The organism is Acinetobacter sp. (assembly GCF_041919735.1).
GTDB lineage: Bacteria > Pseudomonadota > Gammaproteobacteria > Pseudomonadales > Moraxellaceae > Acinetobacter.
This window is the reverse complement of record NZ_JAYRTF010000007.1, coordinates 110,143-134,151: the sequence shown is the minus strand read 5'-3', so window position 1 is coordinate 134,151 and position 24,009 is coordinate 110,143. Positions and strand designations below refer to the sequence as shown.

At 45.4% G+C, this 24,009-nt stretch carries 29 protein-coding genes; 18 read left to right on the top strand and 11 right to left on the bottom strand.

Translation table 11 applies throughout. The annotated features are described in order from the left end of the window. The first annotated feature begins 30 nt into the window (after positions 1-30). Positions 31-333 (top strand): putative quinol monooxygenase, encoded by a 303-nt coding sequence (locus ACE3T3_RS06105; RefSeq protein WP_374665057.1) that lies wholly within the window; start codon positions 31-33, stop codon positions 331-333. Positions 334-418: 85 nt separating this feature from the next. Here ACE3T3_RS06105 and ACE3T3_RS06100 read toward each other — a convergent pair whose 3' ends face one another. The 7 genes from ACE3T3_RS06100 to ACE3T3_RS06070 all read right to left on the bottom strand — a co-directional run bounded on the left by ACE3T3_RS06100 (position 419) and on the right by ACE3T3_RS06070 (position 4,748). Next, complete coding sequence (locus tag ACE3T3_RS06100) at positions 419-1,093, bottom strand: hypothetical protein (protein ID WP_374665055.1); 675 nt, start codon at positions 1,091-1,093, stop codon at positions 419-421. Positions 1,094-1,297: 204 nt separating this feature from the next. Beyond that, positions 1,298-2,080, bottom strand: coding sequence for a thiazole synthase (locus tag ACE3T3_RS06095; RefSeq protein ID WP_374665053.1), 783 nt, complete (start codon positions 2,078-2,080; stop codon positions 1,298-1,300). A gap of 12 nt (positions 2,081-2,092) precedes the next feature. Beyond that, a complete protein-coding gene (gene thiS, locus ACE3T3_RS06090; RefSeq protein ID WP_374665051.1) occupies positions 2,093-2,290 on the bottom strand; it encodes a sulfur carrier protein ThiS in 198 nt (65 codons plus the stop codon). A 16-nt stretch (positions 2,291-2,306) separates the two neighbouring features. Continuing rightward, positions 2,307-2,672 (bottom strand): DUF423 domain-containing protein, encoded by a 366-nt coding sequence (locus ACE3T3_RS06085; RefSeq protein ID WP_374665049.1) that lies wholly within the window; start codon positions 2,670-2,672, stop codon positions 2,307-2,309. Between the two features lie 215 nt (positions 2,673-2,887). Beyond that, a complete protein-coding gene (locus ACE3T3_RS06080) occupies positions 2,888-3,406 on the bottom strand; it encodes a hypothetical protein (protein WP_374665047.1) in 519 nt (172 codons plus the stop codon). A 120-nt stretch (positions 3,407-3,526) separates the two neighbouring features. After that, complete coding sequence (gene rpoH / locus ACE3T3_RS06075; RefSeq protein ID WP_374665045.1) at positions 3,527-4,396, bottom strand: RNA polymerase sigma factor RpoH; 870 nt, start codon at positions 4,394-4,396, stop codon at positions 3,527-3,529. Positions 4,397-4,538: 142 nt separating this feature from the next. Then, the gene (locus tag ACE3T3_RS06070) at positions 4,539-4,748 is read right to left on the bottom strand and encodes a sulfurtransferase TusA family protein (protein ID WP_374665090.1); all 210 of its coding nucleotides are present in this window, start codon (positions 4,746-4,748) and stop codon (positions 4,539-4,541) included. A 442-nt stretch (positions 4,749-5,190) separates the two neighbouring features. Between ACE3T3_RS06070 and ACE3T3_RS06065 the strand changes: the two genes are divergently transcribed. Beyond that, positions 5,191-5,403, top strand: coding sequence for a cold-shock protein (locus ACE3T3_RS06065; RefSeq protein WP_005177104.1), 213 nt, complete (start codon positions 5,191-5,193; stop codon positions 5,401-5,403). Positions 5,404-5,503: 100 nt separating this feature from the next. Beyond that, positions 5,504-6,655 carry an ATP-dependent RNA helicase RhlB gene (gene rhlB / locus ACE3T3_RS06060; RefSeq protein ID WP_374665043.1) on the top strand — a complete coding sequence of 384 codons (1,152 nt, stop codon included), beginning with the start codon at positions 5,504-5,506 and terminating at the stop codon, positions 6,653-6,655. A gap of 136 nt (positions 6,656-6,791) precedes the next feature. Here rhlB and ACE3T3_RS06055 read toward each other — a convergent pair whose 3' ends face one another. After that, positions 6,792-7,172: a hypothetical protein gene (locus ACE3T3_RS06055; protein WP_374665041.1), complete on the bottom strand. Its 381-nt coding sequence runs from the start codon at positions 7,170-7,172 to the stop codon at positions 6,792-6,794. A 217-nt stretch (positions 7,173-7,389) separates the two neighbouring features. Between ACE3T3_RS06055 and ACE3T3_RS06050 the strand changes: the two genes are divergently transcribed. From ACE3T3_RS06050 to ACE3T3_RS05985, 14 genes are all read left to right on the top strand, one after another. Continuing rightward, a complete protein-coding gene (locus ACE3T3_RS06050; RefSeq protein ID WP_374665039.1) occupies positions 7,390-7,965 on the top strand; it encodes a nitroreductase family protein in 576 nt (191 codons plus the stop codon). 34 nt (positions 7,966-7,999) lie between these two features. Beyond that, the gene (locus ACE3T3_RS06045) at positions 8,000-9,067 is read left to right on the top strand and encodes an NAD(P)H-dependent glycerol-3-phosphate dehydrogenase (protein WP_374665037.1); all 1,068 of its coding nucleotides are present in this window, start codon (positions 8,000-8,002) and stop codon (positions 9,065-9,067) included. A gap of 174 nt (positions 9,068-9,241) precedes the next feature. After that, positions 9,242-9,697 (top strand): phosphoglycerate mutase family protein, encoded by a 456-nt coding sequence (locus ACE3T3_RS06040; protein ID WP_374665035.1) that lies wholly within the window; start codon positions 9,242-9,244, stop codon positions 9,695-9,697. Positions 9,698-9,727: 30 nt separating this feature from the next. Then, positions 9,728-10,867, top strand: coding sequence for a type II secretion system protein GspL (gene gspL, locus ACE3T3_RS06035; protein ID WP_374665033.1), 1,140 nt, complete (start codon positions 9,728-9,730; stop codon positions 10,865-10,867). After that, entirely contained in the window at positions 10,867-11,346 is a 480-nt protein-coding gene (gene gspM, locus ACE3T3_RS06030; RefSeq protein WP_374665031.1) for a type II secretion system protein GspM, read from the top strand. Before gspL ends, gspM begins: the two co-directional genes overlap by 1 nt. Before the next feature lie 90 nt (positions 11,347-11,436). Next, entirely contained in the window at positions 11,437-12,438 is a 1,002-nt protein-coding gene (locus ACE3T3_RS06025; protein WP_374665029.1) for a quinone-dependent dihydroorotate dehydrogenase, read from the top strand. 5 nt (positions 12,439-12,443) lie between these two features. Next, positions 12,444-13,028 carry a CvpA family protein gene (locus ACE3T3_RS06020; protein ID WP_374665027.1) on the top strand — a complete coding sequence of 195 codons (585 nt, stop codon included), beginning with the start codon at positions 12,444-12,446 and terminating at the stop codon, positions 13,026-13,028. 24 nt (positions 13,029-13,052) lie between these two features. Next, positions 13,053-14,594, top strand: a complete 1,542-nt coding sequence (gene purF, locus ACE3T3_RS06015) for an amidophosphoribosyltransferase (protein WP_374665025.1) — start codon at positions 13,053-13,055, stop codon at positions 14,592-14,594. Positions 14,595-14,685: 91 nt separating this feature from the next. Beyond that, the gene (locus ACE3T3_RS06010; protein WP_374665024.1) at positions 14,686-16,575 is read left to right on the top strand and encodes a M48 family metalloprotease; all 1,890 of its coding nucleotides are present in this window, start codon (positions 14,686-14,688) and stop codon (positions 16,573-16,575) included. Positions 16,576-16,737: 162 nt separating this feature from the next. Next, a complete protein-coding gene (locus ACE3T3_RS06005) occupies positions 16,738-17,421 on the top strand; it encodes a hypothetical protein (protein WP_374665088.1) in 684 nt (227 codons plus the stop codon). A 7-nt stretch (positions 17,422-17,428) separates the two neighbouring features. Continuing rightward, on the top strand, positions 17,429-18,391 hold the full coding sequence (locus tag ACE3T3_RS06000) for a 2-hydroxyacid dehydrogenase (protein ID WP_374665022.1): 963 nt from the start codon (positions 17,429-17,431) through the stop codon (positions 18,389-18,391). Between the two features lie 118 nt (positions 18,392-18,509). Then, positions 18,510-19,937, top strand: coding sequence for a M48 family metalloprotease (locus ACE3T3_RS05995; protein WP_374665086.1), 1,428 nt, complete (start codon positions 18,510-18,512; stop codon positions 19,935-19,937). Positions 19,938-20,037: 100 nt separating this feature from the next. Continuing rightward, positions 20,038-20,409, top strand: a complete 372-nt coding sequence (locus tag ACE3T3_RS05990; protein ID WP_374665021.1) for a GFA family protein — start codon at positions 20,038-20,040, stop codon at positions 20,407-20,409. A gap of 96 nt (positions 20,410-20,505) precedes the next feature. Next, complete coding sequence (locus tag ACE3T3_RS05985; protein ID WP_374665084.1) at positions 20,506-20,868, top strand: hypothetical protein; 363 nt, start codon at positions 20,506-20,508, stop codon at positions 20,866-20,868. Positions 20,869-21,046: 178 nt separating this feature from the next. Here the strand turns inward: ACE3T3_RS05985 and ACE3T3_RS05980 are convergent, their stop codons facing one another. Both ACE3T3_RS05980 and rpsU read right to left on the bottom strand, forming a co-directional pair. Then, entirely contained in the window at positions 21,047-21,493 is a 447-nt protein-coding gene (locus tag ACE3T3_RS05980; protein ID WP_374665019.1) for a GatB/YqeY domain-containing protein, read from the bottom strand. 39 nt (positions 21,494-21,532) lie between these two features. Continuing rightward, a complete protein-coding gene (gene rpsU / locus ACE3T3_RS05975) occupies positions 21,533-21,748 on the bottom strand; it encodes a 30S ribosomal protein S21 (protein WP_001136722.1) in 216 nt (71 codons plus the stop codon). Positions 21,749-21,894: 146 nt separating this feature from the next. Here rpsU and tsaD point away from each other — a divergent pair, with 146 nt between their 5' ends. Further along, positions 21,895-22,911 (top strand): tRNA (adenosine(37)-N6)-threonylcarbamoyltransferase complex transferase subunit TsaD, encoded by a 1,017-nt coding sequence (tsaD, locus tag ACE3T3_RS05970; protein ID WP_374665017.1) that lies wholly within the window; start codon positions 21,895-21,897, stop codon positions 22,909-22,911. A gap of 45 nt (positions 22,912-22,956) precedes the next feature. Here the strand turns inward: tsaD and ACE3T3_RS05965 are convergent, their stop codons facing one another. Continuing rightward, positions 22,957-23,925 (bottom strand): Lrp/AsnC family transcriptional regulator, encoded by a 969-nt coding sequence (locus tag ACE3T3_RS05965; protein ID WP_374665015.1) that lies wholly within the window; start codon positions 23,923-23,925, stop codon positions 22,957-22,959. Positions 23,926-24,009: the final 84 nt, after the last annotated feature.

Here is a 24,009-nt window from a genome sequence, read left to right as displayed (position 1 = left end):
CGCATGGACGGCGTTCAATAATGTTAACCGTTGCCGCAGAAATTACATGCAGCTCAGAGCAGGGTTTTAAACGTACTGGGCTCATTTAAGGCAATTCAGCCTGATGTATTGCAAGAAACAGGCTGCCATGCGTATGAGATACAGATAGATCGATTAGATATAGACCGTGCCATGCAAAGCAAAGTTCCATTTTCAATTTTGATGTCTGAAAAATGGCAAAGCTTGCAGGACTTGGAAGCGAATATGCATAGTCCACATATGCATGCGCATCGTCAAGCGATTGAAGGCCTTCATCCCGATGTTAAAGTGCGTATCTTGGAGCGCATTGTATAATAAACGCTCACTTCTTAGAGTTGATTGATTCTTCAGCAAATAATGAATAGTTCAGTATCGAAAAAAGATGCTGAACTGTTTTTCGTTATTCAAATTCTATCTGCTCATTAAATTGAACTTGTTCTAAGCTCATTGAATATTTGTTTTTCAATGTGGACCATTCAACTTTTTCTGGCACATTACTTTCTGCAAACTCATTAGCTCCCGTGGTGTTTTTTACTTTTCCAGTGATGAAATTGATGCTGCGTTCAGTGATGTCACCTGATGCCCGATGGAAGTCATTGCTGTCAAAGCCGATCAGCTTGAATTTTTGGTTTTGATATCTAAAAGTATAGCTGGTATTGGTGACATACCATGAACCGCAGCTGAGCCAGTAATGAAAACCGATTTTCAGCAAGCCCTTTTGAATCGTTAAACTTTCACCTTCGCCCAAAGGATCTGCAAGGCAAGGGGAGTCAGCATCACCTTCAGAGGGAAGGTTGCTATTGCGGGCAGCCAGCTGATAGCCTTTGGCTGTTTTGAACAGCACCATTAATTGACGCGGATTTAAATTCAGCTTGTCGCTGCCTAAATTTTCATTGCTGACAATATTGTCCGGGTCGGTATTTTCAATAATAAGCGCCAGATCAGACAGTCCGTCCGCATTCAAATCGCCTTGCGCTGTTTCCAGAATCTTCCATTTTGCCGGGACAAAGGACTGAAAATTTGCAGCATTTGGCCGCTCAGCCCATGCTGATTGGCAGATAAACGTAAGATTCATCAAGATCGCTGCTGCGCAATAACTGTAAAAATGCGGTTTGAAAGGCATGGCGGCCGCCGGATTAAAATTATTATTGATGAACACAGCATAGCAAATTTTGCATAAGTGCTGGCAATGCTCAAAATTGAAGAAAATAGAATGAAGCAATAAAAAAGGATTCCGAAGAATCCTTGTGCTGAATATTTTGAGGATGATTCAAACGGTTTATTTAAAGAAATAACCTGTTTCCGGCGAGCTGGCATTGGCCATGCGTTTGCGCGGCATACGACCTGCAAGAAAGGCTTCACGGCCAGCTTCGACCGCTTTTTTCATGGCAGAGGCCATCAGGATCGGATTTTGCGCCGCCGCAATCGCCGTATTCATCAATACGCCGTCACAGCCCAATTCCATTGCGATGGCGGCGTCACTGGCTGTGCCCACACCGGCATCAACCAATACAGGCACTTTGGCATTTTCTTTAATAATCGACAAGGTATGCGGGTTTAAAATGCCTAGGCCAGAACCGATCAGGCTGCCCAAAGGCATAATTGCCACACAGCCCATGCTTTCCAGTTCCTGTGCCACAATCGGGTCATCAGAGGTATACACCATCACCTCAAAGCCGTCATCAATTAAGGTGCGGGCGGCTTTAAGCGTTTCGGTGACATTGGGATAAAGCGTCTTTTCATCGCCTAAAACTTCCAGCTTCACTAAATTATGGCCATCCAGCAATTCACGCGCCAGCATGCAGGTGCGCACAGCGCTGTTGGCGTCGAAACAGCCCGCCGTATTCGGCAAAATGGTGTATTTTTCTGGCGGAACCACAGACAGCAGGTTAGGCTGATCAGGATGCTGCCCGATGTTCACCCGGCGGATGGCGACGGTAACAATCTCTGCGCCGCTGGCCTGAATGGCTAAATCTGTTTCATGCAAATCTTTGTATTTGCCTGTACCCACCAAAAGGCGTGAGTTGAATGTGCGTGAACCGATTTTAAACGTATCTTCCATGGGAGCTCCAGCTTAGCCGCCGCCAACGGCATGAATGATTTCAATGCGATCTGCATCGCAAATGGCAGTTTGTTCTAATCTGCTTTTCGGAATGATCATTTCATTCTTTTCAACTGCAAAGCGTTTGCCTTCCAGTGCAAGTTCTTGAATAAGTTCTAATAAATTTTGGCAAGATGTTTGCTTCGGCTCGCCGTTCAGGTAAATCTGCATGACAGTCTCGATCGGTTTATTTTGCGTATTTAAAAGCGTTCCAAGCCAAGATCAGCCAGCCTAAAATCATTAAGGCGCCGCCGATAGGCGTAATCGCGCCTAAGATGCGCGGCAGGCCCAAAGCCATGATGTAAAGTGAACCGCAGAAAAATATAATGCCGGTTTGGATCAGCCAAAAACTGGCTTTGATTGGAAGCTGAGGAATGACTTTGCTGATGATGGCCAAAGCCAGCAGGCCGAGCGCATGATAGAAAAAATAATCAGTTGCGGTTTGCCACCATGCCAGCTGTTCCGGCGAGGCGATTTTTTTTAGACCATGTGCGCCAAATGCGCCAAGCATAACGGCTAGAGCGAGGTTAATGGCAGAAATTCCAATCCACATACATCAGATGCCCTTGGTAAAATTTGCGCTCAACGATAGCATATTTAGGATTCAGGGTTAAGCTTGAACAGAGCAAATTCATTAAAAAGAGCATGAAAAGATGTGAATTGGGCTGGTTGGAGTGCGTATGTTTTGCAATCAATATTTTAAGCAAGGTCATGAATTTGCTTAATCTTAATTATGCTTAATGATAGTGATCAAGTGATGAGTGCTGTTTAGCGGTCAGAGATATAAACAACAACAGGTGCGCCGTTGTAAGCCATCGAGCCATCCGCATTCAGCTGAATGCTTTGAGTGAGATCAGCCGTTTTCCAGCCATTGCCTAAGGTTAAGCTGTTGACGGCCCGGACTTTTGTTCCGCCAATTGAAAATGCACTGTGAAATACACCGTTATGGCTGCTGATATTTTGAGGATTATGAAATCCAATCACTTTACCTGCTGGTATATCGGATACGCCGTCCCAAATACTGTGCTGGGTGTAAAAATAGTCAATCCACTCTTTACTTGAATTGTATTGTAAGGCGTATTCATCGACACCTTTAATGTAGGGTTTGTTTAAGAAATGCATAAATGCTGCGGCATCATGGCAATTGCATTTGCCTAAATCTGTAGAAATGCTGACTAAACTGCTGATATTTTTCATCAGCATGTGGTAGAGAGGAAGTCGAATAGCGTGAGGATCACTGAAAATTTTTTGTAAGAGTGTAGCGTTTTGCTGATAAATTACGGTCATAGTCCACCTTTTTGTTTTTATTGAATAAATTTTATAATTTTTTTTTGGCACTATAATGAAATGCTTAAAATTTGACAATAAAAAAAGCGCTGAAGCGCTTTTTTAAGATAAATGGTTTTATCAGTTGGATGACATCGCCACTTTAATTTTTTCCATCGCATTTTTTTCCAGCTGGCGGATGCGTTCTGCAGACACGTTATATTCTGCGGCCAGCTCATGCAAAGTTGATTTTTCATCATCCAGCCAGCGGCGCTGCAAAATATTGCGCGAGCGGTCATCCAGCTGATCCATTGCATCATGCAGGGCAGAAGTGCTTTGTTCTTCGTAGTCTTCATTTTCGACCAGACGCGCAGGATCGTAACGGTTATCTTCTAAATACAGTGCAGGCGCAACATGGGTTGAACCCTCATCGTCGTCATCCCCTTGCGCTTCGAAGGCGGCATCATACGCAGTTAAGCGGCCTTCCATTTCCAGCACTTGCTCGGCGGTTACGTTCAAATCTTCTGCAATGGACTGCGCTTCAGCCAAAGTCAGTTTTTTAGATGATTTTTTCAGGCTGCGCAAATTAAAGAACAGTTTGCGCTGCGCTTTGGTTGTCGCAATTTTAACAATACGCCAGTTGCGGATCACATATTCGTGAATTTCAGCTTTAATCCAGTGCACGGCAAAGGACACTAAACGCACGCCCATATTTGGGTCAAAACGTTTTACGGCTTTCATTAAGCCTAAATTGCCTTCTTGGATTAAATCGCCTTGAGGCAGGCCATAGCCCGCATAACTGCGTGCAATATGAACGACAAAGCGTAAATGAGACATGACCAGCATTTTTGCGGCGTCTAAGTCTTGGTCGTAATAATAGCGTTCTGCCAGCTCTTTTTCTTGTTCAGCTGTAAGAATTGGAATCTGGTTGACAGTACTGATATAAGCACCAAGATTCACCCCAGGCGCCGATAATGACAGGGGCATCAATTGATTGCTGCTGTCACTCATGTGTTCTCCTTAAGAGTCAAAAGGTTTTAACCTATTAATTAAGATTCATCTTAATCTAATATTTACCTGAAATATGGAAATTTGGGTAGCGAAATGTAAACTTTTATACGAATCTGAAAGCGTTTAGTTTAATTGAAAATATTTAAGATTCAATTAAGTAGTGATATTCATAATCGGAAACTTTATGCATTTGGCAGTTTAAAGCATGAAGTTGACAGTAACGTGAAACATCCTGCTGGCTGTGCGGATCTGATGACTTCAGCAGCAGAATTTTGCCAGCATGGCTCTTCAGCGCTTTCTTCAGCAGCAGCAGCGGCATGGGGCAGGGTTTACCCATTGCATCAATCAGCATCGGATCTGCAGCCGGGTCATTTGCAAGCAATGCGCCGGACGAATTTTCACTCACTTCAAAATCCATTCACGATTTTTAAAAAAGAACATAAATTTTAGCAAACTGGATGCAAAATCCCAAATGAAAAGCAATATATTTGTCTTTACGATGCAATTTACGAAAATTATGGAGCCTGTGAAAAAAATAATATGAGATAAAATTGATAATGATGAAAAAAATTCTATTATTTGTCATAAACCCGTGATAAGCTCGATGCGTATTTAGGATTTCAGATAGGCAAAAGTTGCTTGTCGCCCTATTTCAAATGGATGTAACCGGGATTTTGTTAATAGTTTTACAGAATGATTACAAGCTTAGAAATAAAAATATTTTTAAACTTTGTTTGCTCTGCTGTTTGCAACACCGGGTGGTCCTTTTTATGCAATACAATGAGGATTAACTTATGACAGCTCGTGAACAAGGCGTTGTTAAATGGTTCAACGATACTAAAGGTTTCGGCTTTATTCAACGTAACGGCGGCGACGATGTATTCGTTCACTTCCGCGCTATCCAAGGCGAAGGCCACCGTTCACTTCGTGACGGCCAACGCGTTGAATTCAGCGTAGTAAAAGGTCAAAAAGGCTTCCAAGCTGAAGAAGTTCAGCCATTAGACTAATAGTCTAATAAGTCTTAAAAACGCTCCAATGTAAATTGGGGCGTTTTTTGTTTATAATGGTTCAAGTTTTTTGTGATTACTAACGTTAGAGCGCATTTATATGTCATCCGGTTTTGAAACCTTAAATTTACATCCGCAATTGAAACAAGCAATTGATGCTTTGGGTTTCAAAGAAATGACGCCAATCCAGCAAAAAGTTTTAAAGTTTACTTTGGCTGGACATGACGCTATTGGCCGTGCACAGACGGGTACGGGTAAAACAGCAGCCTTCTTGGTCAGCGTAATTAATGATTTGCTGAACAACCCGATTCAGACTGAGCGTTTCCGCGGCGAGCCTCGCGCATTGATTTTAGCGCCGACACGTGAATTGGCGCTGCAGATCGAAAGCGATGCCAAAGAATTAACAAAATTTACCAACCTGCATGTTGTAACACTGCTGGGCGGGGTGGATTTTGACAAGCAGAAAGGCCAGCTGGCGAAAAACTTTGTAGATATTATTGTGGCAACCCCAGGCCGTTTAATTGATTTGGTCGAACAGAAAGAAGTTTGGCTGGATCAGATTGAATTCTTGGTGATTGATGAAGCTGACCGTTTGCTGGATATGGGCTTTATTCCTTCAGTGAAACGTATTGTGCGTTTCTCGCCGCGCAAAGAGCAGCGCCAAACCTTGATGTTCTCTGCAACATTCAGCTATGACGTACTGAATTTGGCGCAGCAATGGCTGTTTGAACCGGTGACGGTTGAAATTGAGCCGGAAAAGAAAACCAATGCGGACGTTGAACAGCGCGTATATATGGTGGCGAAGTCTGACAAATATAAATTGCTGGAAGATATTCTGCGCGATGAGCCGATTGAAAAGGTGATGATTTTTGCTAACCGCCGTGATCAAGTGCGCCGCTTATACGACCACTTGAAAAAAGATGGCTATAAAGTCGTTATGCTGTCTGGTGAAATTGCGCAAGACAAACGTTTGAAAATGCTGGATCAATTCAAAAACGGCAAACATAACATTATGATTGCAACCGATGTTGCAGGCCGCGGCATTCATGTGGATGGCGTTTCTCATGTGGTGAACTTCACCTTGCCGGAACAGTCGGATGATTATGTGCACCGTATTGGCCGTACCGGACGTGCAGGTTCACGCGGCGTCAGTATCAGTTTCCTGTCTGAAGATGATGCGTTCTATCTGCCTGAAATTGAAAAAGCAATTGGCCAAAAATTGCCATTAACACGTTTGGAAGGCTATTGCTGATTTTGTGAAATAGGCAAATGCACTTCATAAAAAACCGCTCTGTTGAGCGGTTTTTTATTTCCTATGTTTTTCAATTCATTGATAAATTGGAAACAGGGCGCTTTGAATTGGTGTGATCCAAGCTGCTGAGTCTCAGTTATTTAGCGCGGCATGTAAAGGTCAAGACGGTTTGATAGTCATCATCTTTATTTAAATTGCCGTTAGTGCCGGTAATTGTGCCTAATACGCTGGCGGCAGCTTGCACCATCTGGCCGGTTTTTTCATCCAAAACGCCTTTTAATGCGCCATTGTATTCGCTTTTTTCATCCGTAATGACAGGCACAGCATTTTTGCCGCATGTGCTGTTGGCTGCGCTGATGGCATTATTTTTTGAAATTAATGCTGATTTTCCGACACCGGTGACTTCATATTGATTGTCGGCTTTTTGAATAGCCAATGACTGGGTAGGAGTTGACGCACATGCGCTGAGTAAAAGTGCAGAAGCAATTGAAGTGCAGATGAGTATTTGTTTTTTCATAACTTTTCCCCGTTAAGGATAAACATTCTGTCTATTTGAACATAGCTTGATAAAGAAGATGCGTGAAACCTGTATAAATTATGCAGCTTTTCTTGAATACACTGTACAGTAAAAAATACCGAAGTATTTTTGAAAATTCGCGGTCTTATGCTTATGGAGTAAGTGCTTGAGAATATGCTAATCTTGAGGCAGCGATATTAAGTGATAAAGAAAATCAATGACAGATCTTGCGGTTGAAACGGTTCATCAAAACATTCATCAGCGACAATCGATTGGGCATCTTGTTGCGCCGGCACCCAATGCGGCGCAGCTGGAAATGGCTTTTGCCGCAGCATTGACTGCGCCGGATCATCATCGGTTAAAACCGACACGTTTTGTGGTGGTTGCCGAAGCTGAGCGCGAAGCTTTTGGTGAGCTGCTGTCTAAAGCTTTGGCTGATACCGGCCAGAAGGAGGAAGCGCAGCTAGAGCGTGTAAAACACCATCCATTCCGTGCGCCGCTGCTGGTTTTGGCTTTGACCCAGCTGCAGGATCATCCTAAGGTGCCGCATTTTGAACAAATTTTGAGTTCAGGCGCAGCCGTGCAAAACTTTCTGCTGTCTTTGCAGTCTCAGGGGTTTTCGACCATGTGGCGCAGCGGGGCGGTAGTTGAGTCGTTATTATTTAAAAAAGCGCTGGGTTTAAAAGCGGATGATTTGATTTCAGGGATTATTTATATCGGCACTGCGGTTAAAGCTATTCCGCCGCGCCCAGAAATTAATGTTTCAGAATTTGTCAGCAATTGGAAAAAATAAGCGTTCAAATTGAGCGGTTCAGGAAATAAAAACAATGTCAGAACTTAAATTTTCAGATTTAGTTGAGCCTGCTGCGCCAACGGATAAGCCTGCTTTGCGCGTCACCGTATTGGGCGGCGGCAGTTTTGGCACAGCGATGGCGAATACGGCCGTGCGTAATGGTTGCGATACCATGATCTGGATTCGTGATGAAGATGCTGCAGCGGATATCAATACATCACATATCAATAAACGTTATTTGCCGGACTTTCAGCTGGAAGCAGGCTTAAAAGCGACTTCGAATTTGGAAGAGGCTGTTTGCGGCCGCGATATCATTTTTGTGGCGATTCCGAGCCATTCTTTCCGCAGCGTATTGGAACAAATCAAGCCGTTTATCACTGCTCAAGCGGTCGTTTCTTTAACGAAAGGCATTGAAGCAAAAACCTTCAGCTTTATGAGCGATATTATTCGCGGTGTTTTGCCTGAAGTGCCGTATGGCGTATTGTCAGGCCCGAATTTAGCCAAAGAAATTGTTGCAGGGCAGCCAGCCGGCACAGTTATTGCCAGTGATTCTGAACTGGTGCGTTCAGTGGTGCAGCAGGCCTTGCATAGCGCGTTATTCCGTGTTTTTGCCAGCGATGATGTGCATGGTGTTGAGCTGGGCGGCGCGCTGAAAAATATTTATGCCGTTGCGATGGGGATGGCGGCAGCTTATGGCGTCGGTGAAAACACCAAGAGTATGATTTTGACCCGCGCGCTGGCGGAAATGAGCCGTTTTGCTGTGGAGCTGGGCGCCAATCCGCTGACTTTCTTGGGGCTTTCCGGCGTAGGGGATTTGTTTGCAACCTGCAGCAGCCCGCTGAGCCGCAACTATCAAGTGGGATTTGCCCTGGGTTCTGGCAAAACTTTGGAACAGGCAACCAAGGAGCTGGGGCAAACCGCCGAAGGCATTAATACCATTGTGCAAGTCAAAGCGCGTTCGGAAGCGCTGAATGTGTATATGCCGATTACATGCGCGCTGTATGATGTGATTTTTGAAGGCGCGCCGCCGCTGAGCATTGCGCTTTCATTGATGAAGAATGGACACCGCAGCGATGTGGAGTTTGTGCTGCCGCATCAATAAATTGAAGACGATTCATTCGGGGATTTAAGCGCTGAATCAGATCTGTAGAACATTTGCTGTTGAATTTGGCGCTTATGATGTTTTAAGCTCTGCAAAATGCATGATAAAGACCATCATCGACGTGATACGGTCATAAATAGAAAATATACTGCGGCATAGAAAAAAGGAAACAGCATGCAACTGACTTTAGTCCGTCACGGGGAAGCGGCGCCGCCAGTGATGGGAAATGATACCAAGCGTCCGCTGACAGAATGCGGCCATCTGCAAGCGGAGCAAACAGCTGCATTTTTAAAAGGCATGATTCAGCCTGAAGTATTTGTAGTGAGCCCGCTTTTGCGCGCTCAGGAAACCTTAGCGCATTTGCGTCAGCATTTTCCTGAAGTGCCTGTGGTGATTTGCAATACCATTAAGCCGGATGATGATGCGCAGGCGGCAGTTGAGTGGCTGTCGCATTTGCCTTATGAGTCGATCGCAGTGGTTTGCCATATGAATGTTGTCGCGCATATTGCATCCATCTTGCTGGCAGAATCATTCAATCCTTATGCCTTGGCGGAAGCCCGGATTTATGAGCAGGCGGTGATTGCATCTGGGCTTTCGACAGAAATTAAGCGTTTTATTCCCGCAGCATAATAAACTCATTATAACGGCAGACAAAAAACGATGTTGTACTTATGGACACCTGAAGCCAATGGGGTTTGGCAGTGGTCGGATGGGGAGCGCTGGCAGCAGTCGGCGAGTCTGGAACAGCTGATTCAAGATATACAGCCTCATCATGGAAAAGAGGCGGTGGTTTTCTTTCCAAGCCGAGATGCGCAGTTCATTCAGCAGTCTTTCCCTAAAGCGCAGTATAAAAAGCTCGGCGCAGATGGCGTGAAATACCTGTTGGAAGAGTATGTGATTCTGCCTTTAGATGCGATGAAGGTGCTGCATCATTTTCAGAATCCGGAACAGTTGACTGTGATGGGAGTGGCCAATGCTGCGGTAGAAACTTTGCAGCATGCGCTGACTCTGATTCCTGTAAAAGTTGCATCCATTTTGCCGGATTTCCTGCTGCTGCCGGTTCCAGAAGAAGGCAAGACGGTTTTAGGCAGTATCGAAGGCCATCTTTTGGTGCGTCAGAATGAATATTTGGGGCAATCGGTTGATGATCTGTCTTTGTTTTTAGATTTTCAGCCTGCGGATGCACTCTACCAAATCACCAATTTAACTTCAGAGCAGATGGACAGCTTGCGGGCAGTTGTTACTGAAGATCAGCTGCAAAGCTTTCAGTATGAAGTGTCGGACATTAAAAAGGCAAAGCAGCATCCTTTTAATGTGCTGCCGAAAGCCAAGAATCAGCAAGGCGTGTCGGGCTATTGGAAAGCTTGTGCAGCGGTGCTGCTGGGCTTGCTGATTGTTCAATTCAGCTTTGATGCTGTGCGCTGGCATCAAAATAAAAAAGTGGCGAATGCTATGGCGGTTCAGGCGATTGATCAATTCAAGTATTGGTTTGGCCAGAGCTATCCGGTGACTGAGCAAACGCTGAAAAGCCAGTTCGAAAGCCAGCTGCGGCAAAATCAAAGCGGCAGTACGCAGGCACTGTCTTTGCTGAGCCGTGTCGGGCCATTGCTGATGCAGCAGCAGATCACGGCCAACCGTGTTTCGTATGATGCTTCCGCTTTAAATATGGAGCTGAAAGCCAGTTCTGCTGAAATGCTGCAAAATTTAACGCAGCAGCTGAATCAGCAAGGCTTTAAAGTGGAATTGGGGAATATTCAGCCTGGCAGTTCAGGGGTTGTCGGATTGGTGAAAATACAATAATGAAAGCATTAGACCATTTACAGCAGGGCATTGATCAGCGTATTGAGCAGGTCACTGATTATTTAGACAGCCTCTCTGTGCGCGAGCGGGTGATGGTGATTTTCACTGCAGTCTTTGTGATTGTCGCGGCTGTGGGATCGGCATTGTTTTATATGCATAAGGCCGCCGAGTTTCAGCAAAAGCGCCTCAATGATTTGAAAGATACCGTTGTTTGGATGCAAAGCAACGCCGTCACCATGAAGCCTGCAGGTGATACGGTTTTATCTGCGGCGGATAAAGTGCAGCGGGCAGCGCAGCAGCAGGGGCTTTCCGTCGCTTCACAGCAATCCGGTGATCAAATTCAGATTGCGGTCATGCATGAAAATTATGCCGTTCTGGCCAATTTTTTGACGCAAATGGCGCAAATGGGCTTAAGCATAGAAAAAATGGAACTGAATTCGGAAGCGGGCCAGATTAAATTAACAGCGACTGTACAATAATCGGTAAAAATAAAGAATGGTCAAGCATGGTGTTTTTGCTGGGCTATGCCTATAATATGGCGACTTAAAAAGCAGTAGACTTTTACAGATATGTTGTATTCTCTTGCCCGCCCTTTGTTGTTTTCTTTAGCACCAGAGCGTGCACATGAGCTGACATTATCCCTTTTGAAATCATCCCACAAAATGGGCTTGATGCGACAGGCTGTTGCTGCAAAACCAGTAACGTGCATGGGTATTGAGTTTCCTAATCCTGTTGGTTTGGCGGCAGGCTTGGATAAAAACGGCGCTTATATTGATGCGCTGGCGGCGCAAGGCTTCGGTTTCATCGAAATTGGCACGATTACGCCTAAGCCTCAGCCGGGCAATCCTGAACCGCGCCTTTTCCGTTTGCCTGAAGCAAAAGCCATCATCAACCGCATGGGCTTTAATAATGACGGTGTTGATCAGCTGATTGAAAATGTCAAAGCGGCTAAATTTAAAGGCGTGCTCGGCATCAACATTGGTAAAAATGCAGCGACACCGGTAGAAAATGCAGTTGACGATTATTTAATCTGCCTGGAAAAAGTCTATAACTACGCATCATATATCACGGTTAATATTTCTTCCCCAAATACCAAGAACCTGCGCAGCCTGCAAAGCGGCGATGCGCTGACTGAATTGCTGGAAACTTTGAAAAAGCGTCAGCTTGAACTGGCGGATGAATACCAGCATTATGTGCCTTTGGTACTGAAAGTTGCGCCTGATTTAGAGCAGGAAGATATTCAGTTCATCAGCAATCAATTGCTGCAATTTAAAATTGATGGCTTGATTGTAACCAATACGACATTGTCGCGCGAAGGTGTTGAAAACCTGAAGCATGGCGATGAAGCGGGCGGTTTGTCTGGCGCGCCGGTTTTTGTTAAAAGTACTGCCTGCCTGGCGGCTTTTGCAAAGGTGCTGAAAGGTCAAATTCCATTGATCGGCGTGGGCGGTATTTTGTCCGGCGAAGATGCGCTGGCGAAAAAGAATGCGGGCGCTGCCCTTGTACAAGTTTACAGCGGCCTCATATATACAGGACCTAAGCTTGTAAAAGACTGCGTCGACGCATTGTAAAGATCATGAACACCATTGATATCTTTATACTGATCATATTGCTCATCGGAGGGCTTAACGGTTTGCGTCAAGGATTTATTAAAGCCTTTGCGAACTTGGCAGGATGGATTCTGGCATTAATTGTTGCGGCAAAATATGCATCCGTTTTGGCACCTTCGATGCTTGCGCTCAGTTCAGATCCAGTGGTGCAGAAGATAGCCGCTTTTGCTTTTATTGTGCTGCTGATTGTGGTTTTGACGTGGATTGCCACTTCTTTGCTGAACGGCATTTTAAAAAGCTTGAAATTAGGGCCATTGAACCGTTTGGCCGGCGGCGTATTCGGCGGTTTAAAAGGCTTGCTGGTGGTGCTGATTACCATTCAGGGTGTTGGCCCTTGGGTGGAAAGCTCACCGCATTGGAAGCAGTCAAAATTTATTCAGGCTTTATTGCCTTATGCTCCTTGGGCTGCGCAAATGTCCAAAGATGCTGCCAATGAAGCCTTGCATCATATACATTCTGAAGATCAGCCAAAATCTTCAGAATCTGCATCTGGCGCTGCGCCTAAAAAAGGGCAGCCTTCAGGTGAGTCAACAAATAATCCTTTTTATTAATCCTAGCTTGTCTGCGAGGTTGCTATGTGTGGAGTAGTTGGTATAGCTGGTAAATCACCTGTTAACCAAATGTTGTTTGATGCATTAACGATGTTACAGCATCGTGGACAAGATGCTGCTGGGATCGTCACTTGCCATGAAGGACGCCTGTTCCTGCGCAAGGATACCGGCATGGTGCGCGACGTGTTCCATACTCGTCATATGCGCGCGTTGCAGGGCAATTACGGTATCGGCCATGTGCGTTATCCAACAGCAGGATCTTCAAGCAGCGCTGAAGCGCAGCCGTTTTATGTGAACTCGCCTTATGGCATTACTTTGGCGCATAACGGCAACTTGACCAATGCGGCTGAAATTCATGACGACCTGTTTAAAACAGATTTGCGTCACATGAATACCGATTCGGATTCTGAAGTGCTGCTGAACGTTTTTGCGCATGAATTGCAAAAACGCAGCAAATTGACTGCGGCTGCAGAAGATATTTTTGAAGTGGTTACACGCGTGCATGACCGCTGCAAAGGCGGCTATGCTGTCGTTGCGATGATTACTGGCCAAGGCTTGGTCGGCTTCCGTGATCCAAACGGCATCCGTCCTTTAATTTATGGTTCGCGTGAAACAGAGCAGGGCAAGGAGTACATCATTGCTTCTGAGTCTGTGGCAATTACTGCGCTGGGCTTTAAGGTTGAGCGCGATATCAAGCCGGGCGAAGCGATTTTCATTACAGCAAATGGCGAGATGAGCACCAAGCAGTGTGCGCCTGCGCCAGAATACCGTCCATGTATTTTTGAATATGTCTATTTTGCGCGTCCAGATGCCACAATTGACGGCATTTCTGTATATAAAGCCCGCCTGAAAATGGGTGAAAAACTGGCGCAAAAAATTCTGCGCGAGTGGAGCGATGAGCACGATATTGATGTCGTGATTCCAATTCCGGATACATCGCGTACTTCTGCGCTGGAATTGGCGAATGTACTGGGCGTGAAATTCCGCGAAGGCTTTATGAAGAACCGCTATATTGGCCGTACCTTCATTATGCCGGGCCAGCAGCTGCGTAAAAAATCTGTACGTCAAAAGCTGAACCCTGTAGAGCTTGAATTCCAAGGCAAAAATGTCTTGCTGGTGGATGACTCCATTGTACGCGGCACGACCTGCAACGAAATTATCCAAATGGCGCGTGATGCGGGCGCGAAAAAAGTATTCTTTGCCTCTGCAGCGCCTATGGTGAAATATCCAAACGTGTACGGTATTGATATGCCAGCAAAATCTGAGCTGATTGCATCAGACCGCAGTGTTGAAGAAATTCGTGAAATCATTGGCGCAGACCGTTTGGTGTTCCAGGACTTGGAAGACTTAAAAGCGGCTGTACGCACCACCAAAGTGCCGGAACTGCAGGAATTTGACTGTTCCGTATTTGACGGCGTATATGTGGCTGGCGGCATTGATGATGAATATCTGGCGGCTTTGGAAAAACAGCGCAATGATTTTGCAAAGCTGGAAAGCAAAGATAAATATATCGATGTCAATATTGATGCTGCATCGGTCGATTTAACAGGCGTTCGCGAAAGCTAAGCGCTTCAAAAAGTCTATGAAAAAGCGGGAATTTCCCGCTTTTTTCATTTATGATGGTTAAACAAAAGGCAATGTTGTTTTAGGGATTGCATTGAGACGAGCAGGCTACGGTTTTATAAAAAGCAAAAATATATTTTGGTCCGCTTTTATTTGTGCGGTCGCAGTGCTTTTAACCATTGCAATTCTCAATACCATTGCCGGCCTCTTGGTTTTTTATGCGGATCCAACCCAATCGATCTATTGGCATGCATTAAGCCCTTATCTGATTGCGCTTTTGCTGCTGATTATGTCAGTGTCCGTGCTTTATGAAGTCTATGTTTTCCGTATGGGTGGGCATTCTTTGGCCAAGCAGCTGGGCGCGCGCCGCTTAAGCTTGGTTGAGAGCATTCCGGAAGAAAATGCCGCGCTGAAAATTACCGAACAGCTGGCCGGCACTTTTTTAATTGATACGCCGGCCTTGTATGTTCTGCCGAATGAAGTGGGGGTGAATGCTTTAACCGCAGGCTTTCATCCTAGAGATACGGCCATTATCCTGACTTGGGGGGCAATGCAGAATCTGGATGAAATGGAGCTGTATGGTTTATTAAGCCATGAATTCAATAAGATTCTTTCTGGTGAAGCCGCGGAAAATACCCGCTTGAAAATTTTATACAGCGGCTTAACCACGTTCAGCCAATGGGGCAGTAAAATTGCCAAACGCGGGTTTTACCGCAATGGCTATGTCCGTGAAAATAAATTTGAAACGCTGTATGTCGCTATCGGCGCGCTGATTTGGCTGACAGGCTGCTTGGGGGTGCTGATCACCCGTTTTATCAAATTTATTACCTTGGGCGGGCGCACTTATAAGAACGATCAGAAGACCAAGCGCTTAATTCAAAATGACGCCAATATTCAGACTTTGCTGCGGATTTATGTGCATCATTCAGGTTCGCAAATACACAGTGAGTATGCGGAATCGATTTCGCATATGTGCTTTGCCAATGCGCTGAGCCAGCAAAACTGGATGAATATTCATCCCAGCATTGAACAGCGCATTTTTGAATTGAATCCCGGCATTATTCAAGATCTGCAGCTGGAAAATTTGAAAAAGCTCAAAAATCAGCCTTTATTCAGTTTGTTCCGTTCGCTGGAAGATATCAGCCCCAATGTCGCTATGCCGTGGAGCTCGCCGCAGCCGCTGCCTTTGCTTCGTTTGTCTCCAATCAGCTTTGCGATCAAGGATGCAATCAAGCCGCTGAAACCCGAAATCCGCGCCAACTGGCAGCGGCCGGAACTGATTGACCGCGCGCTGCAGACCTCAACAGGCTCGCGTGAAGTGATGGTGGCCATCTTGATGATCCGCCAGTACCGTGAATTCATTCCGACAGAAGCGGAAGTGAGCCGCGCGATTGTGGATTCATTGCTGAATTTGGATGGCCGCGTGCATGTTGCGATTTTCAAAGAGGCTTGTCAGAACATTGGCGGCATGCCGGCAACGATTGCGCGTCAATTTTTAATGAAGCTGGCGCGCATCATTCAAGAAGATGGTGAAATTGGCTTGCTGGACGCCTTGCTGCTGGAGCGTGTGAAATTCGAATTGAATTTGATGCCGATGCATATGGCGACCTCACTGGAAGATGTCAAACCGAGCATCGTGCGCCTGATTGACGCTTTGCTTCATGTGCAGCAGATTAACAGCGACAATCAGCTGGATGTGCGTGAAAGAATTCTGCAGCGTATTTTGAGCCCAAGCGAATTGGAAATGTATAGCGACATCTCGGATGAGCCAATTGATTTGGCGGAAATTCTGAATGATATTGCTGGACTGTTGCTGCGCGACCGCTTCAGTATTTTGACGATTGCTGAATATTGCCTGTGGAGCGACCGGATTATTACCCAGGATGAGCTGGATGTGCTGGAGCTGCTGTACTGGCGCTTAGGGTTTGAAACGGATGAAATGATTGAATTTATGCAGAAAATGAATAACTTGATGATTATTTGAGGTAAATTGATTTTACTGCATTCTGATTCAAAATCTGCCTTGCAGACGTGCGCTGCTCAAAAATAGAGATGATTAGGCTTTGAGCTGATTTGAAAGAAAGTTACAGCAAAATGCGGCCAATCTCGCTAGAATATGAACGATGAATTTGATGATGATGAAAGCATGATGGGGCATCAGCGGGACATAATGGCAGTATTGGGAATTGATGTTTGGATTCCTAGGGATGCGCCATGCCAGCCGCATCAGCCTGCTGTATGGCGTGATCAAGCGCCGGAAGACATGATTTCATCCGGTTTTGCAGAAAATATTTCAGAAATTTTACTGACGAAACCCATTGCAGAGCGCTTGCAGCCGCCTGCGCCGGTGCTGAATGCGCATGAAGATTCAGCGGTTTTTGCAGACCAATCCGCTCAGCATGCCGCTGTAAAAGAGCAGCCTGCTGCGCCGGTTGTTTCACAAGAACCTGCCGTTCCAATACTGCAGATTCCCGCATTTGCAATTGAAGCGCTGATTTTGCCGCAATGTGTGCTGTTGATTGATTCTACGGCGGTGACTGCAGAGCAGCAGATGCTGTGGCGCAATATTCAGCGTGCCGTTTCTGCCGAGTTTCATCATCTGATGTGGCCATTTGCATGGCAAAATATGCAGGATGGTCGCGGCGCCGCGTCTTATGTGCAGGGTTTTGCAGATGCGTTCAGTATGGAAAAAACCGTGTTGTGCTTGGGAGAGGTTCCATACTTGCAGTCTTCCCAATCCATTCATTTGGCTTCCCTTCAGGACATGCTGGATCAGCCGCTGCTGAAGAAGCGCCTTTGGCAATTTATGCAAAATAAAATCAAGGAATGATATTGATATGAGCCAGAAAGTGGTTGTTTTTAGCCAAATCGATCGTGAAATTTTGATGAAACTGGAACAGCGCTATCAGGTTGTTCAAATCAATCCCAAAAACGGTGATGTGAATCAGCAGATTTTGGAAGCCAGCCGCGATGCTGATGGCATGATCGGCGCCGGACGTGTGCTGAACGAACGCAATTTAAAGCATGCTGAAAAATTGAAAGTCATTTCCAGCGTCAGTGTTGGATATGATAATTATGATGTTGGCTACTTGAATCAAAAAAATATTTGGCTGGCGCATACCCCGCATGTGCTGACAGAAACAACCGCAGACTTAGCTTTTGCATTATTGATGAGCGCAGCGCGAAAAGTGCCTTCATTGGATGCGTGGACTAAACACGGGCAGTGGAGCAGAACAGCTGGGCCAGATCAATTTGGTGTGGATATTTACGGCAAGACTTTAGGCATTATTGGGCTGGGGCACATCGGCGCCGCTATTGCCCGCCGCGGCTTTCATGGCTTCAATATGAATGTGCTATATCATAGCCGCCGCGAAAAAATTGAAACGGCTGAGCAATTCAAGGCGGAATTTTGCACGCTGAATGAGCTTTTAAGCCGCTCGGATTTTGTGGTGGTTGCTGTGGATTTGAATGCTGAATCTCGGGCGCTGATTGGAGCAAAAGAATTGCAACTGATGCAGCCGCATGCCGTGCTGGTTAATATTGCACGCGGCTCGGTGGTGGATGAGCAGGCGCTTATTCAGGCCTTAAAAAACCGCAGCATTTTTGCCGCAGGTTTGGATGTGTATGAGAAAGAACCACTTCAGCAGTCTGAATTATTTCAGCTGGATAATGCAGTGACGTTGCCTCATGTGGGTTCTGCGACGGCTCAAACCCGAAAACGCATGGTTGAACTGGCCTATAAAAACTTGGTTGACGCCTTGGAGGGTAGGCAGCCTCAATATTGCGTTAAATCAGCATAAGCGTTAAAAATTAATAACACTTTCTTTCATAATTGCTCAATTTTCAATGCTATATTGCATTCATTGAGCGGTAATTGGATTGGGTTCAGCATTGAAAAGAATTTTACTGGCCTGCAGTTTGGGGGTATTTACAGCAGCTGCGCAGGTTCAAGCGTCTGATTCTGCAACGGTAGAATTTAATTCAGCAGCGCAGTTTTCTGTTCCTGAAATTGGCGGCGGCGTAGGCTTGCTTGATCAGCAAAAAGAGCGCGCCATTGGGGAAAAAGTTTTCCGCGAAGTAAATAAGCAGATGCCTGTCATGCAGAACCCGTGGCTGGAAGACCGCCTGTATTCGGTATTTTCAAATATTTTAAGTCAAACTCAGTTAAATCAGCCTGTTGGCTTGCTTATTATCAATGATCCGCAAATTAATGCCTTTGCTGTGCCTGGCGGCCTGTTTGCGTTGAATGCAGGCTTGATTAATTCTGCGCGCAATATGGATGAGATGGCGGGGGTTATGGCGCATGAAATTGCGCACGTGACGCAGCGTCATTACAGCCGTTCGCAGGAGGCTTTTAAGGGGCAGGGCCTGTTGTCTTTGGCGGGCATTTTGGTCGGTGCATTGGTGGCCTCGAAAGCTGACGGCGATGCCGGCGCTGCAGTCATGCTTGGTTCACAGGCAGCTTTGCTGGACAAGCAGCTGACGTATAGCCGGAATCAAGAACGTGAGGCAGACCGTATTGGCATGCAGTATATGTATACCTCTGGCTATAATCCGCAAAGCATGGCGGATTTCTTTGAAGTGATGAACAGGGAAACCAGCCGCGTCAGTTTTTTACCGGATTTCTGGCTGACGCATCCGCTCACTTCTCAGCGGATGAGCGAGGCGCGCTTGCGCGCGAACCAGCTGCCGAAAGTGAAGCCAAATTTAAATAATGAAGATTTTGAGGTGCTGCGGCAATACAGCCGTGTGCTTTCAGGGCAAAGCAGTGAACAGCAGCTGCAGGCGCTGGCTGGGCGGAATAATTTTGCCGGTTTGCTGGCGCTGGCGGCATGGCAGATTCAGCATGGTGATTTTGTAGCAGCGCAAAGCGCCATTGATAAAGCAAAAACGGTTAAGTCCAGTCATGTACTGATGACTTTGCTGCAAACCGATATTTATTTGGGGCAAAATAAGATCAGTGATGCGCTGGCACTCATTAGCAGCGCGGCCACGATTATGCCGGAAAATCGCGCGCTGAATTATAAATATGCAGAGGCGTTAATCCGCAATAAGCAGTCTGCTCGGGCTGAAATGATTGTGCGCCAATTTTTGAATAGCAATCCGCGTGATGTGTCTGGCTGGAGGCTGATGCAGCAATCTGCAAATGCGGACAGCGCATCAGCCTTGCGTTCGGTTAATGTGCTGCGTTACCGCGCAGAAGTGGAATTTTGGTCGGGCAGTGAAGAAAATGCTATTAAGTCGCTTTTACATGCAAAACGGCTGGCAAAAGACAATAAATCACTATTGCCGGTTATTGAGCAGCGCTTGACTCAGATGCAGAAAGAACGCCAGCTGAACGTCTAAATGATGTTCTGGGCATTGCGGTTTCAGAACTGAGCAGATGATTTAAATCAAAAAATTTATGTTGGATAGTTCTGTCATTATTATAAGAAAGAGGAATGGGATGATTCAGGGGCAATGTTTATGCGGTGCGGTCCAATACCGATATCATGCTGAGCTGCCGCAAAGCATTTTGTGCTTTTGCCAGCATTGCAGATTGGCGCAAGGCGCTGCATTTGGCTGGAATAGCCCCATTGATCAATCTAAGTTTGAGTTGCTGCAAGGGCATCCATACTTAACAGAATATTTCCACACAGAAAACAAAGCGCGGGTCTTTTGCAGTCAGTGCGGCAGCCCAATTTATTCTTTCCGCACCGATCTGCCGAATGTGCTGCGGCTGCGTTTAGGCACGGTGACAGAAGGTTATGTGCCGGCGCCTGCTGAGTTGGCTTATCAGCAGCATCAGCCTGATTTTATTTGCATTCATGGGTTTTGAATTGGTGTTGATGCTGTATTTGGGCGTGCGCCTTGGCTAATGTTACAATGCGCTTGAGCGCTTTCAATGATGAAAAAGATTAACGATATGAAACAAATAAAATTTGCCTGCTTGGGTTTGGGATTGCTGCTTCAGCTTGGTCAGCCAGTTCAGGCGGCAAGCGCAGAACAGTATGTGCTGGCTGTTGATAAAATCAATGAAGGCTATAAACAGAGCACACGTAATTTTTTAAATACCTTGGATCCAATGCAGCGGGGATTCACTGCTGCGCAGCAGGCGGATTTTTGTAAAATACTGGGTAAATATGCGGATGATTTATACGCGGCAGCGGACACAAATCGAGCTTATTTGGACAAGCAATTTGCCAATCTTACCAAGAAGGATGTGATTGCGCAGGTATTAAGCTCTAAAGAGATGCAGATGCTGAAACGCTATGATGTTCAATGCAGTTTGAATTGATAAAACAGCAGAATGATTTTCGGTGCTTTGAAATAGAGTGTCTGGAATTGAAAATGCTTGGTTTTTAAATTATTTAGTTTTAAACATTATTTGATTTAAAATTTACAGAAGAACTGTCTTAAAGGTTGTATTTACAGATTAAGGCAGTTCAACGCAAAAGAGGGAAGCAATTTAGGGATTAAGCAAGTTTTGCTTTAATTTTTACAGAAACTTGAGAAGGATCGGCGCGTCCGGCTATGAGCGGACGCAGAGAGTTCATCACCTTACCCATATCTTTCATGCTAGTAGCTTCTTGCGCAGCAATTGTTTGCGCAATAATGGAATCAAGTTCTTCCTCAGTCATAGCTTCTGGTAGAAATTGAGATAAAACCTCAAGTTCGGCTTGTTCCTTACTAGCTAAATCTTCTCGACCAGCGCCACTGAAGGCTTTGATCGATTCTTTACGTTGTTTTATTTGCTTTTCAATGACCGCAAGAACTTGCTTATCGTCAAGCTCTATGCGCTCATCGACTTCAATTTGCTTGATTGCTGCCTGCAGACTACGTATTACCGTTAACTTATCCATTTCTTTAGCACGCATAGCGGCTTTTAAAACTTCAGTTATTTGGTTTTTTAAAGTAGTCATTTATCTTGTCCAGGTTAGTCAATCAATCACAAATTAATCTTAGTAAAGGCGAGTCGTACGTACTGATTCACGCGCCAATTTCTTTTGGTAGCGTTTAACAGCAGCAGCTTTTTTACGTTTACGTTCTTGAGTAGGTTTTTCGTAGAATTCACGTTTACGAACATCAGCAAGAACGCCTGCTTTTTCGCATGAACGTTTGAAACGACGGATAGCTACGTCTACTGGTTCGCCTTCTTTCAATTTAACTTGTGGCATGAAGAATCCTCATTAAGTTATGGATAAGATCTAGGCAGAATTGCCTTTGATCACAAGTGAAGGTCAGTATTTTACTCATTTACATCTCAGACCACAAGTCTATAATAGGCTCCGCGACAGATTTGATACAGGTTATAGGCAGTTTAATGATCGTTTTAGGCTTAGAAACATCTTGTGATGAAACAGGACTTGCGCTGTATGACAGCGAGTTGGGTTTGCGCGGGCAAGTGCTGTATAGCCAGATTAAACTGCATGCAGAATATGGCGGCGTAGTGCCAGAACTGGCTTCACGCGATCATGTGCGCAAATTAATTCCGCTCATTACACAGCTTTTGGCAGACAGCGGCATCAAAAAATCTGAAATTGATGCGATTGCCTACACTCGCGGGCCGGGTTTGATGGGCGCGCTGATGACTGGCGCGCTGTTTGGCCGAACTTTAGCCTTTGCGCTGAATAAGCCTGCGATTGGCGTGCATCATATGGAAGGCCATATGCTGGCGCCATTGCTGTCGAAAACACCGCCGGAATTTCCTTTTGTTGCACTATTGGTTTCAGGCGGCCATACCCAACTCATGGCCGCTTACGGTATTGGCCAATATGAGCTGCTGGGTGAGTCGATTGATGATGCGGCGGGCGAAGCTTTTGATAAAGTGGCGAAAATGATGGGTCTTGCTTATCCCGGCGGTCCAAATATTTCTAAATTGGCGATGGAAGGTGACATGAATGCCTTTGAATTCCCGCGTCCAATGCTGCATCAAGGTTTGGATTTTTCATTCAGCGGTTTAAAAACTGCGGTATCTGTGCAATTGAAAAAAGTGGAAGGCGAAGGCCGTGAAGCGGATATTGCGGCATCTTTCCAAGAAGCGTTGGTGGATACCTTAGTTAAAAAATCTGTCAAAGCCTTAAAGCAAACTGGCTTGAAGCGCTTAGTGATTGCAGGCGGGGTCAGTGCCAATAAACGCTTGCGTGAACGCTTGGAAGCGGATTTAGCCAAAATCCGCGCAACGGTGTTCTATGCTGAACCAGCCTTGTGTACTGACAATGGCGCCATGATTGCTTTTGCTGGCTATCAGCGGTTAAAAGCAGGGCAGCACGATGGTTTGGCTGTGACCACGACACCGCGCTGGCCAATGACTGAGCTGAGTAATCCGAATGAAGCCTAATTGAGCTGAGTTTAAAAAGAACCGCAAATGCGGTTCTTTTTTATTTTAATCTAGGCCTGAGAATAATTGCGCGCTGCTGATTTTACGCATAAAGCCGGCGCGTTTTAAGGCCAAGGTCACCATATTGGTATTGCAGGACTGAATGCCCTCAAAATTGCCTAAATCTTCAGTAATCAACTGCCATAAATCACTTAAATCATTGCACAGTACATGCCAGAAAAATTGTGAATCCCCACTAATGCCAAACAGGCAGCGCGTATTTTTAAGTTCCGATAAAGTACTGGCAATTTTATTGGCTGCATCTGGCCGAGCTTTGATCAAAATGATGGCTTCGGATTTAAACCCCATTAGACTCGGTTCGACATCGACTCGAATATTGAAAATCCCTTCTTCCAATAAGTCATTCAGTAATTTCTGAGTTTTATGCTCGCTCAATTCAATTTGTTCAGCCAAACTTTTGATGGATGAACGGCCATCGATTGAAAGCAAATGAATGAGTTTTAATTCTATTTCACTTAAAGATCTGAAACCTACATTTTTATCGGTGCAGCCTTCTAGCGTTTTAGGCTTGCTGGCCCAGGTAAATGGTTTTAAGACGGCTTGAGTCTCTACCGTTTTAATATCAGGTATTTGAGTGACAAAGTCATGCATCCATACAGAAAGATCCGCGGGTTTTTCTAATCCAATTTCAAGAAAAATATCGGCAAGTCCTGTGGTTAAGAAAACAATGCGGACTTCTGGGCGATTTGCGAAAAATTGCGCCACTTCTTTTTCTTTGCCAAATTTCACGCTGATCCACACATGAACGGTATAGCCTTTATTGGCGACTACAGGATTCAATTCAATAGCGGTGCGTATAACCTGTTCATCCAGCAATTTACTGAGCCGCCGCGAAAGCTTTTTTTCAGGAACGTCGCTGGTCTGACTGAGTTCGCGCCATGATCCTCTTGGATTGGATATTAACGCTTTGATACATGCTATATCGATTTCGTCGAGACTAAAAGATTCACTCATGATGATTGACTTGTCTAAAAACTAATTATAATCTTAATTTAAGTCTAGAAAATAAAATACATTGTGTATTTATGTCTAAATATT

What these genes read in the sequence shown, in the direction of transcription:
- ACE3T3_RS06100 (WP_374665055.1), bottom strand. Translation starts at nt 1,093, where the DNA reads ATGAATCTTACGTTTATCTGCCAATCAGCATGGGCTGAGCGGCCAAAT.
- ACE3T3_RS06095 (WP_374665053.1), bottom strand. Translation starts at nt 2,080, where the DNA reads ATGGAAGATACGTTTAAAATCGGTTCACGCACATTCAACTCACGCCTT.
- thiS (WP_374665051.1), bottom strand. Translation starts at nt 2,290, where the DNA reads ATGCAGATTTACCTGAACGGCGAGCCGAAGCAAACATCTTGCCAAAAT.
- ACE3T3_RS06085 (WP_374665049.1), bottom strand. Translation starts at nt 2,672, where the DNA reads ATGTGGATTGGAATTTCTGCCATTAACCTCGCTCTAGCCGTTATGCTT.
- ACE3T3_RS06080 (WP_374665047.1), bottom strand. Translation starts at nt 3,406, where the DNA reads ATGACCGTAATTTATCAGCAAAACGCTACACTCTTACAAAAAATTTTC.
- rpoH (WP_374665045.1), bottom strand. Translation starts at nt 4,396, where the DNA reads ATGAGTGACAGCAGCAATCAATTGATGCCCCTGTCATTATCGGCGCCT.
- ACE3T3_RS06070 (WP_374665090.1), bottom strand. Translation starts at nt 4,748, where the DNA reads ATGCTGATTGATGCAATGGGTAAACCCTGCCCCATGCCGCTGCTGCTG.
- ACE3T3_RS06065 (WP_005177104.1), top strand. Translation starts at nt 5,191, where the DNA reads ATGACAGCTCGTGAACAAGGCGTTGTTAAATGGTTCAACGATACTAAA.
- rhlB (WP_374665043.1), top strand. Translation starts at nt 5,504, where the DNA reads ATGTCATCCGGTTTTGAAACCTTAAATTTACATCCGCAATTGAAACAA.
- ACE3T3_RS06055 (WP_374665041.1), bottom strand. Translation starts at nt 7,172, where the DNA reads ATGAAAAAACAAATACTCATCTGCACTTCAATTGCTTCTGCACTTTTA.
- ACE3T3_RS06050 (WP_374665039.1), top strand. Translation starts at nt 7,390, where the DNA reads ATGACAGATCTTGCGGTTGAAACGGTTCATCAAAACATTCATCAGCGA.
- ACE3T3_RS06045 (WP_374665037.1), top strand. Translation starts at nt 8,000, where the DNA reads ATGTCAGAACTTAAATTTTCAGATTTAGTTGAGCCTGCTGCGCCAACG.
- ACE3T3_RS06040 (WP_374665035.1), top strand. Translation starts at nt 9,242, where the DNA reads ATGCAACTGACTTTAGTCCGTCACGGGGAAGCGGCGCCGCCAGTGATG.
- gspL (WP_374665033.1), top strand. Translation starts at nt 9,728, where the DNA reads ATGTTGTACTTATGGACACCTGAAGCCAATGGGGTTTGGCAGTGGTCG.
- gspM (WP_374665031.1), top strand. Translation starts at nt 10,867, where the DNA reads ATGAAAGCATTAGACCATTTACAGCAGGGCATTGATCAGCGTATTGAG.
- ACE3T3_RS06025 (WP_374665029.1), top strand. Translation starts at nt 11,437, where the DNA reads ATGTTGTATTCTCTTGCCCGCCCTTTGTTGTTTTCTTTAGCACCAGAG.
- ACE3T3_RS06020 (WP_374665027.1), top strand. Translation starts at nt 12,444, where the DNA reads ATGAACACCATTGATATCTTTATACTGATCATATTGCTCATCGGAGGG.
- purF (WP_374665025.1), top strand. Translation starts at nt 13,053, where the DNA reads ATGTGTGGAGTAGTTGGTATAGCTGGTAAATCACCTGTTAACCAAATG.
- ACE3T3_RS06005 (WP_374665088.1), top strand. Translation starts at nt 16,738, where the DNA reads ATGATGGGGCATCAGCGGGACATAATGGCAGTATTGGGAATTGATGTT.
- ACE3T3_RS06000 (WP_374665022.1), top strand. Translation starts at nt 17,429, where the DNA reads ATGAGCCAGAAAGTGGTTGTTTTTAGCCAAATCGATCGTGAAATTTTG.
- ACE3T3_RS05990 (WP_374665021.1), top strand. Translation starts at nt 20,038, where the DNA reads ATGATTCAGGGGCAATGTTTATGCGGTGCGGTCCAATACCGATATCAT.
- ACE3T3_RS05980 (WP_374665019.1), bottom strand. Translation starts at nt 21,493, where the DNA reads ATGACTACTTTAAAAAACCAAATAACTGAAGTTTTAAAAGCCGCTATG.
- rpsU (WP_001136722.1), bottom strand. Translation starts at nt 21,748, where the DNA reads ATGCCACAAGTTAAATTGAAAGAAGGCGAACCAGTAGACGTAGCTATC.
- tsaD (WP_374665017.1), top strand. Translation starts at nt 21,895, where the DNA reads ATGATCGTTTTAGGCTTAGAAACATCTTGTGATGAAACAGGACTTGCG.
- ACE3T3_RS05965 (WP_374665015.1), bottom strand. Translation starts at nt 23,925, where the DNA reads ATGAGTGAATCTTTTAGTCTCGACGAAATCGATATAGCATGTATCAAA.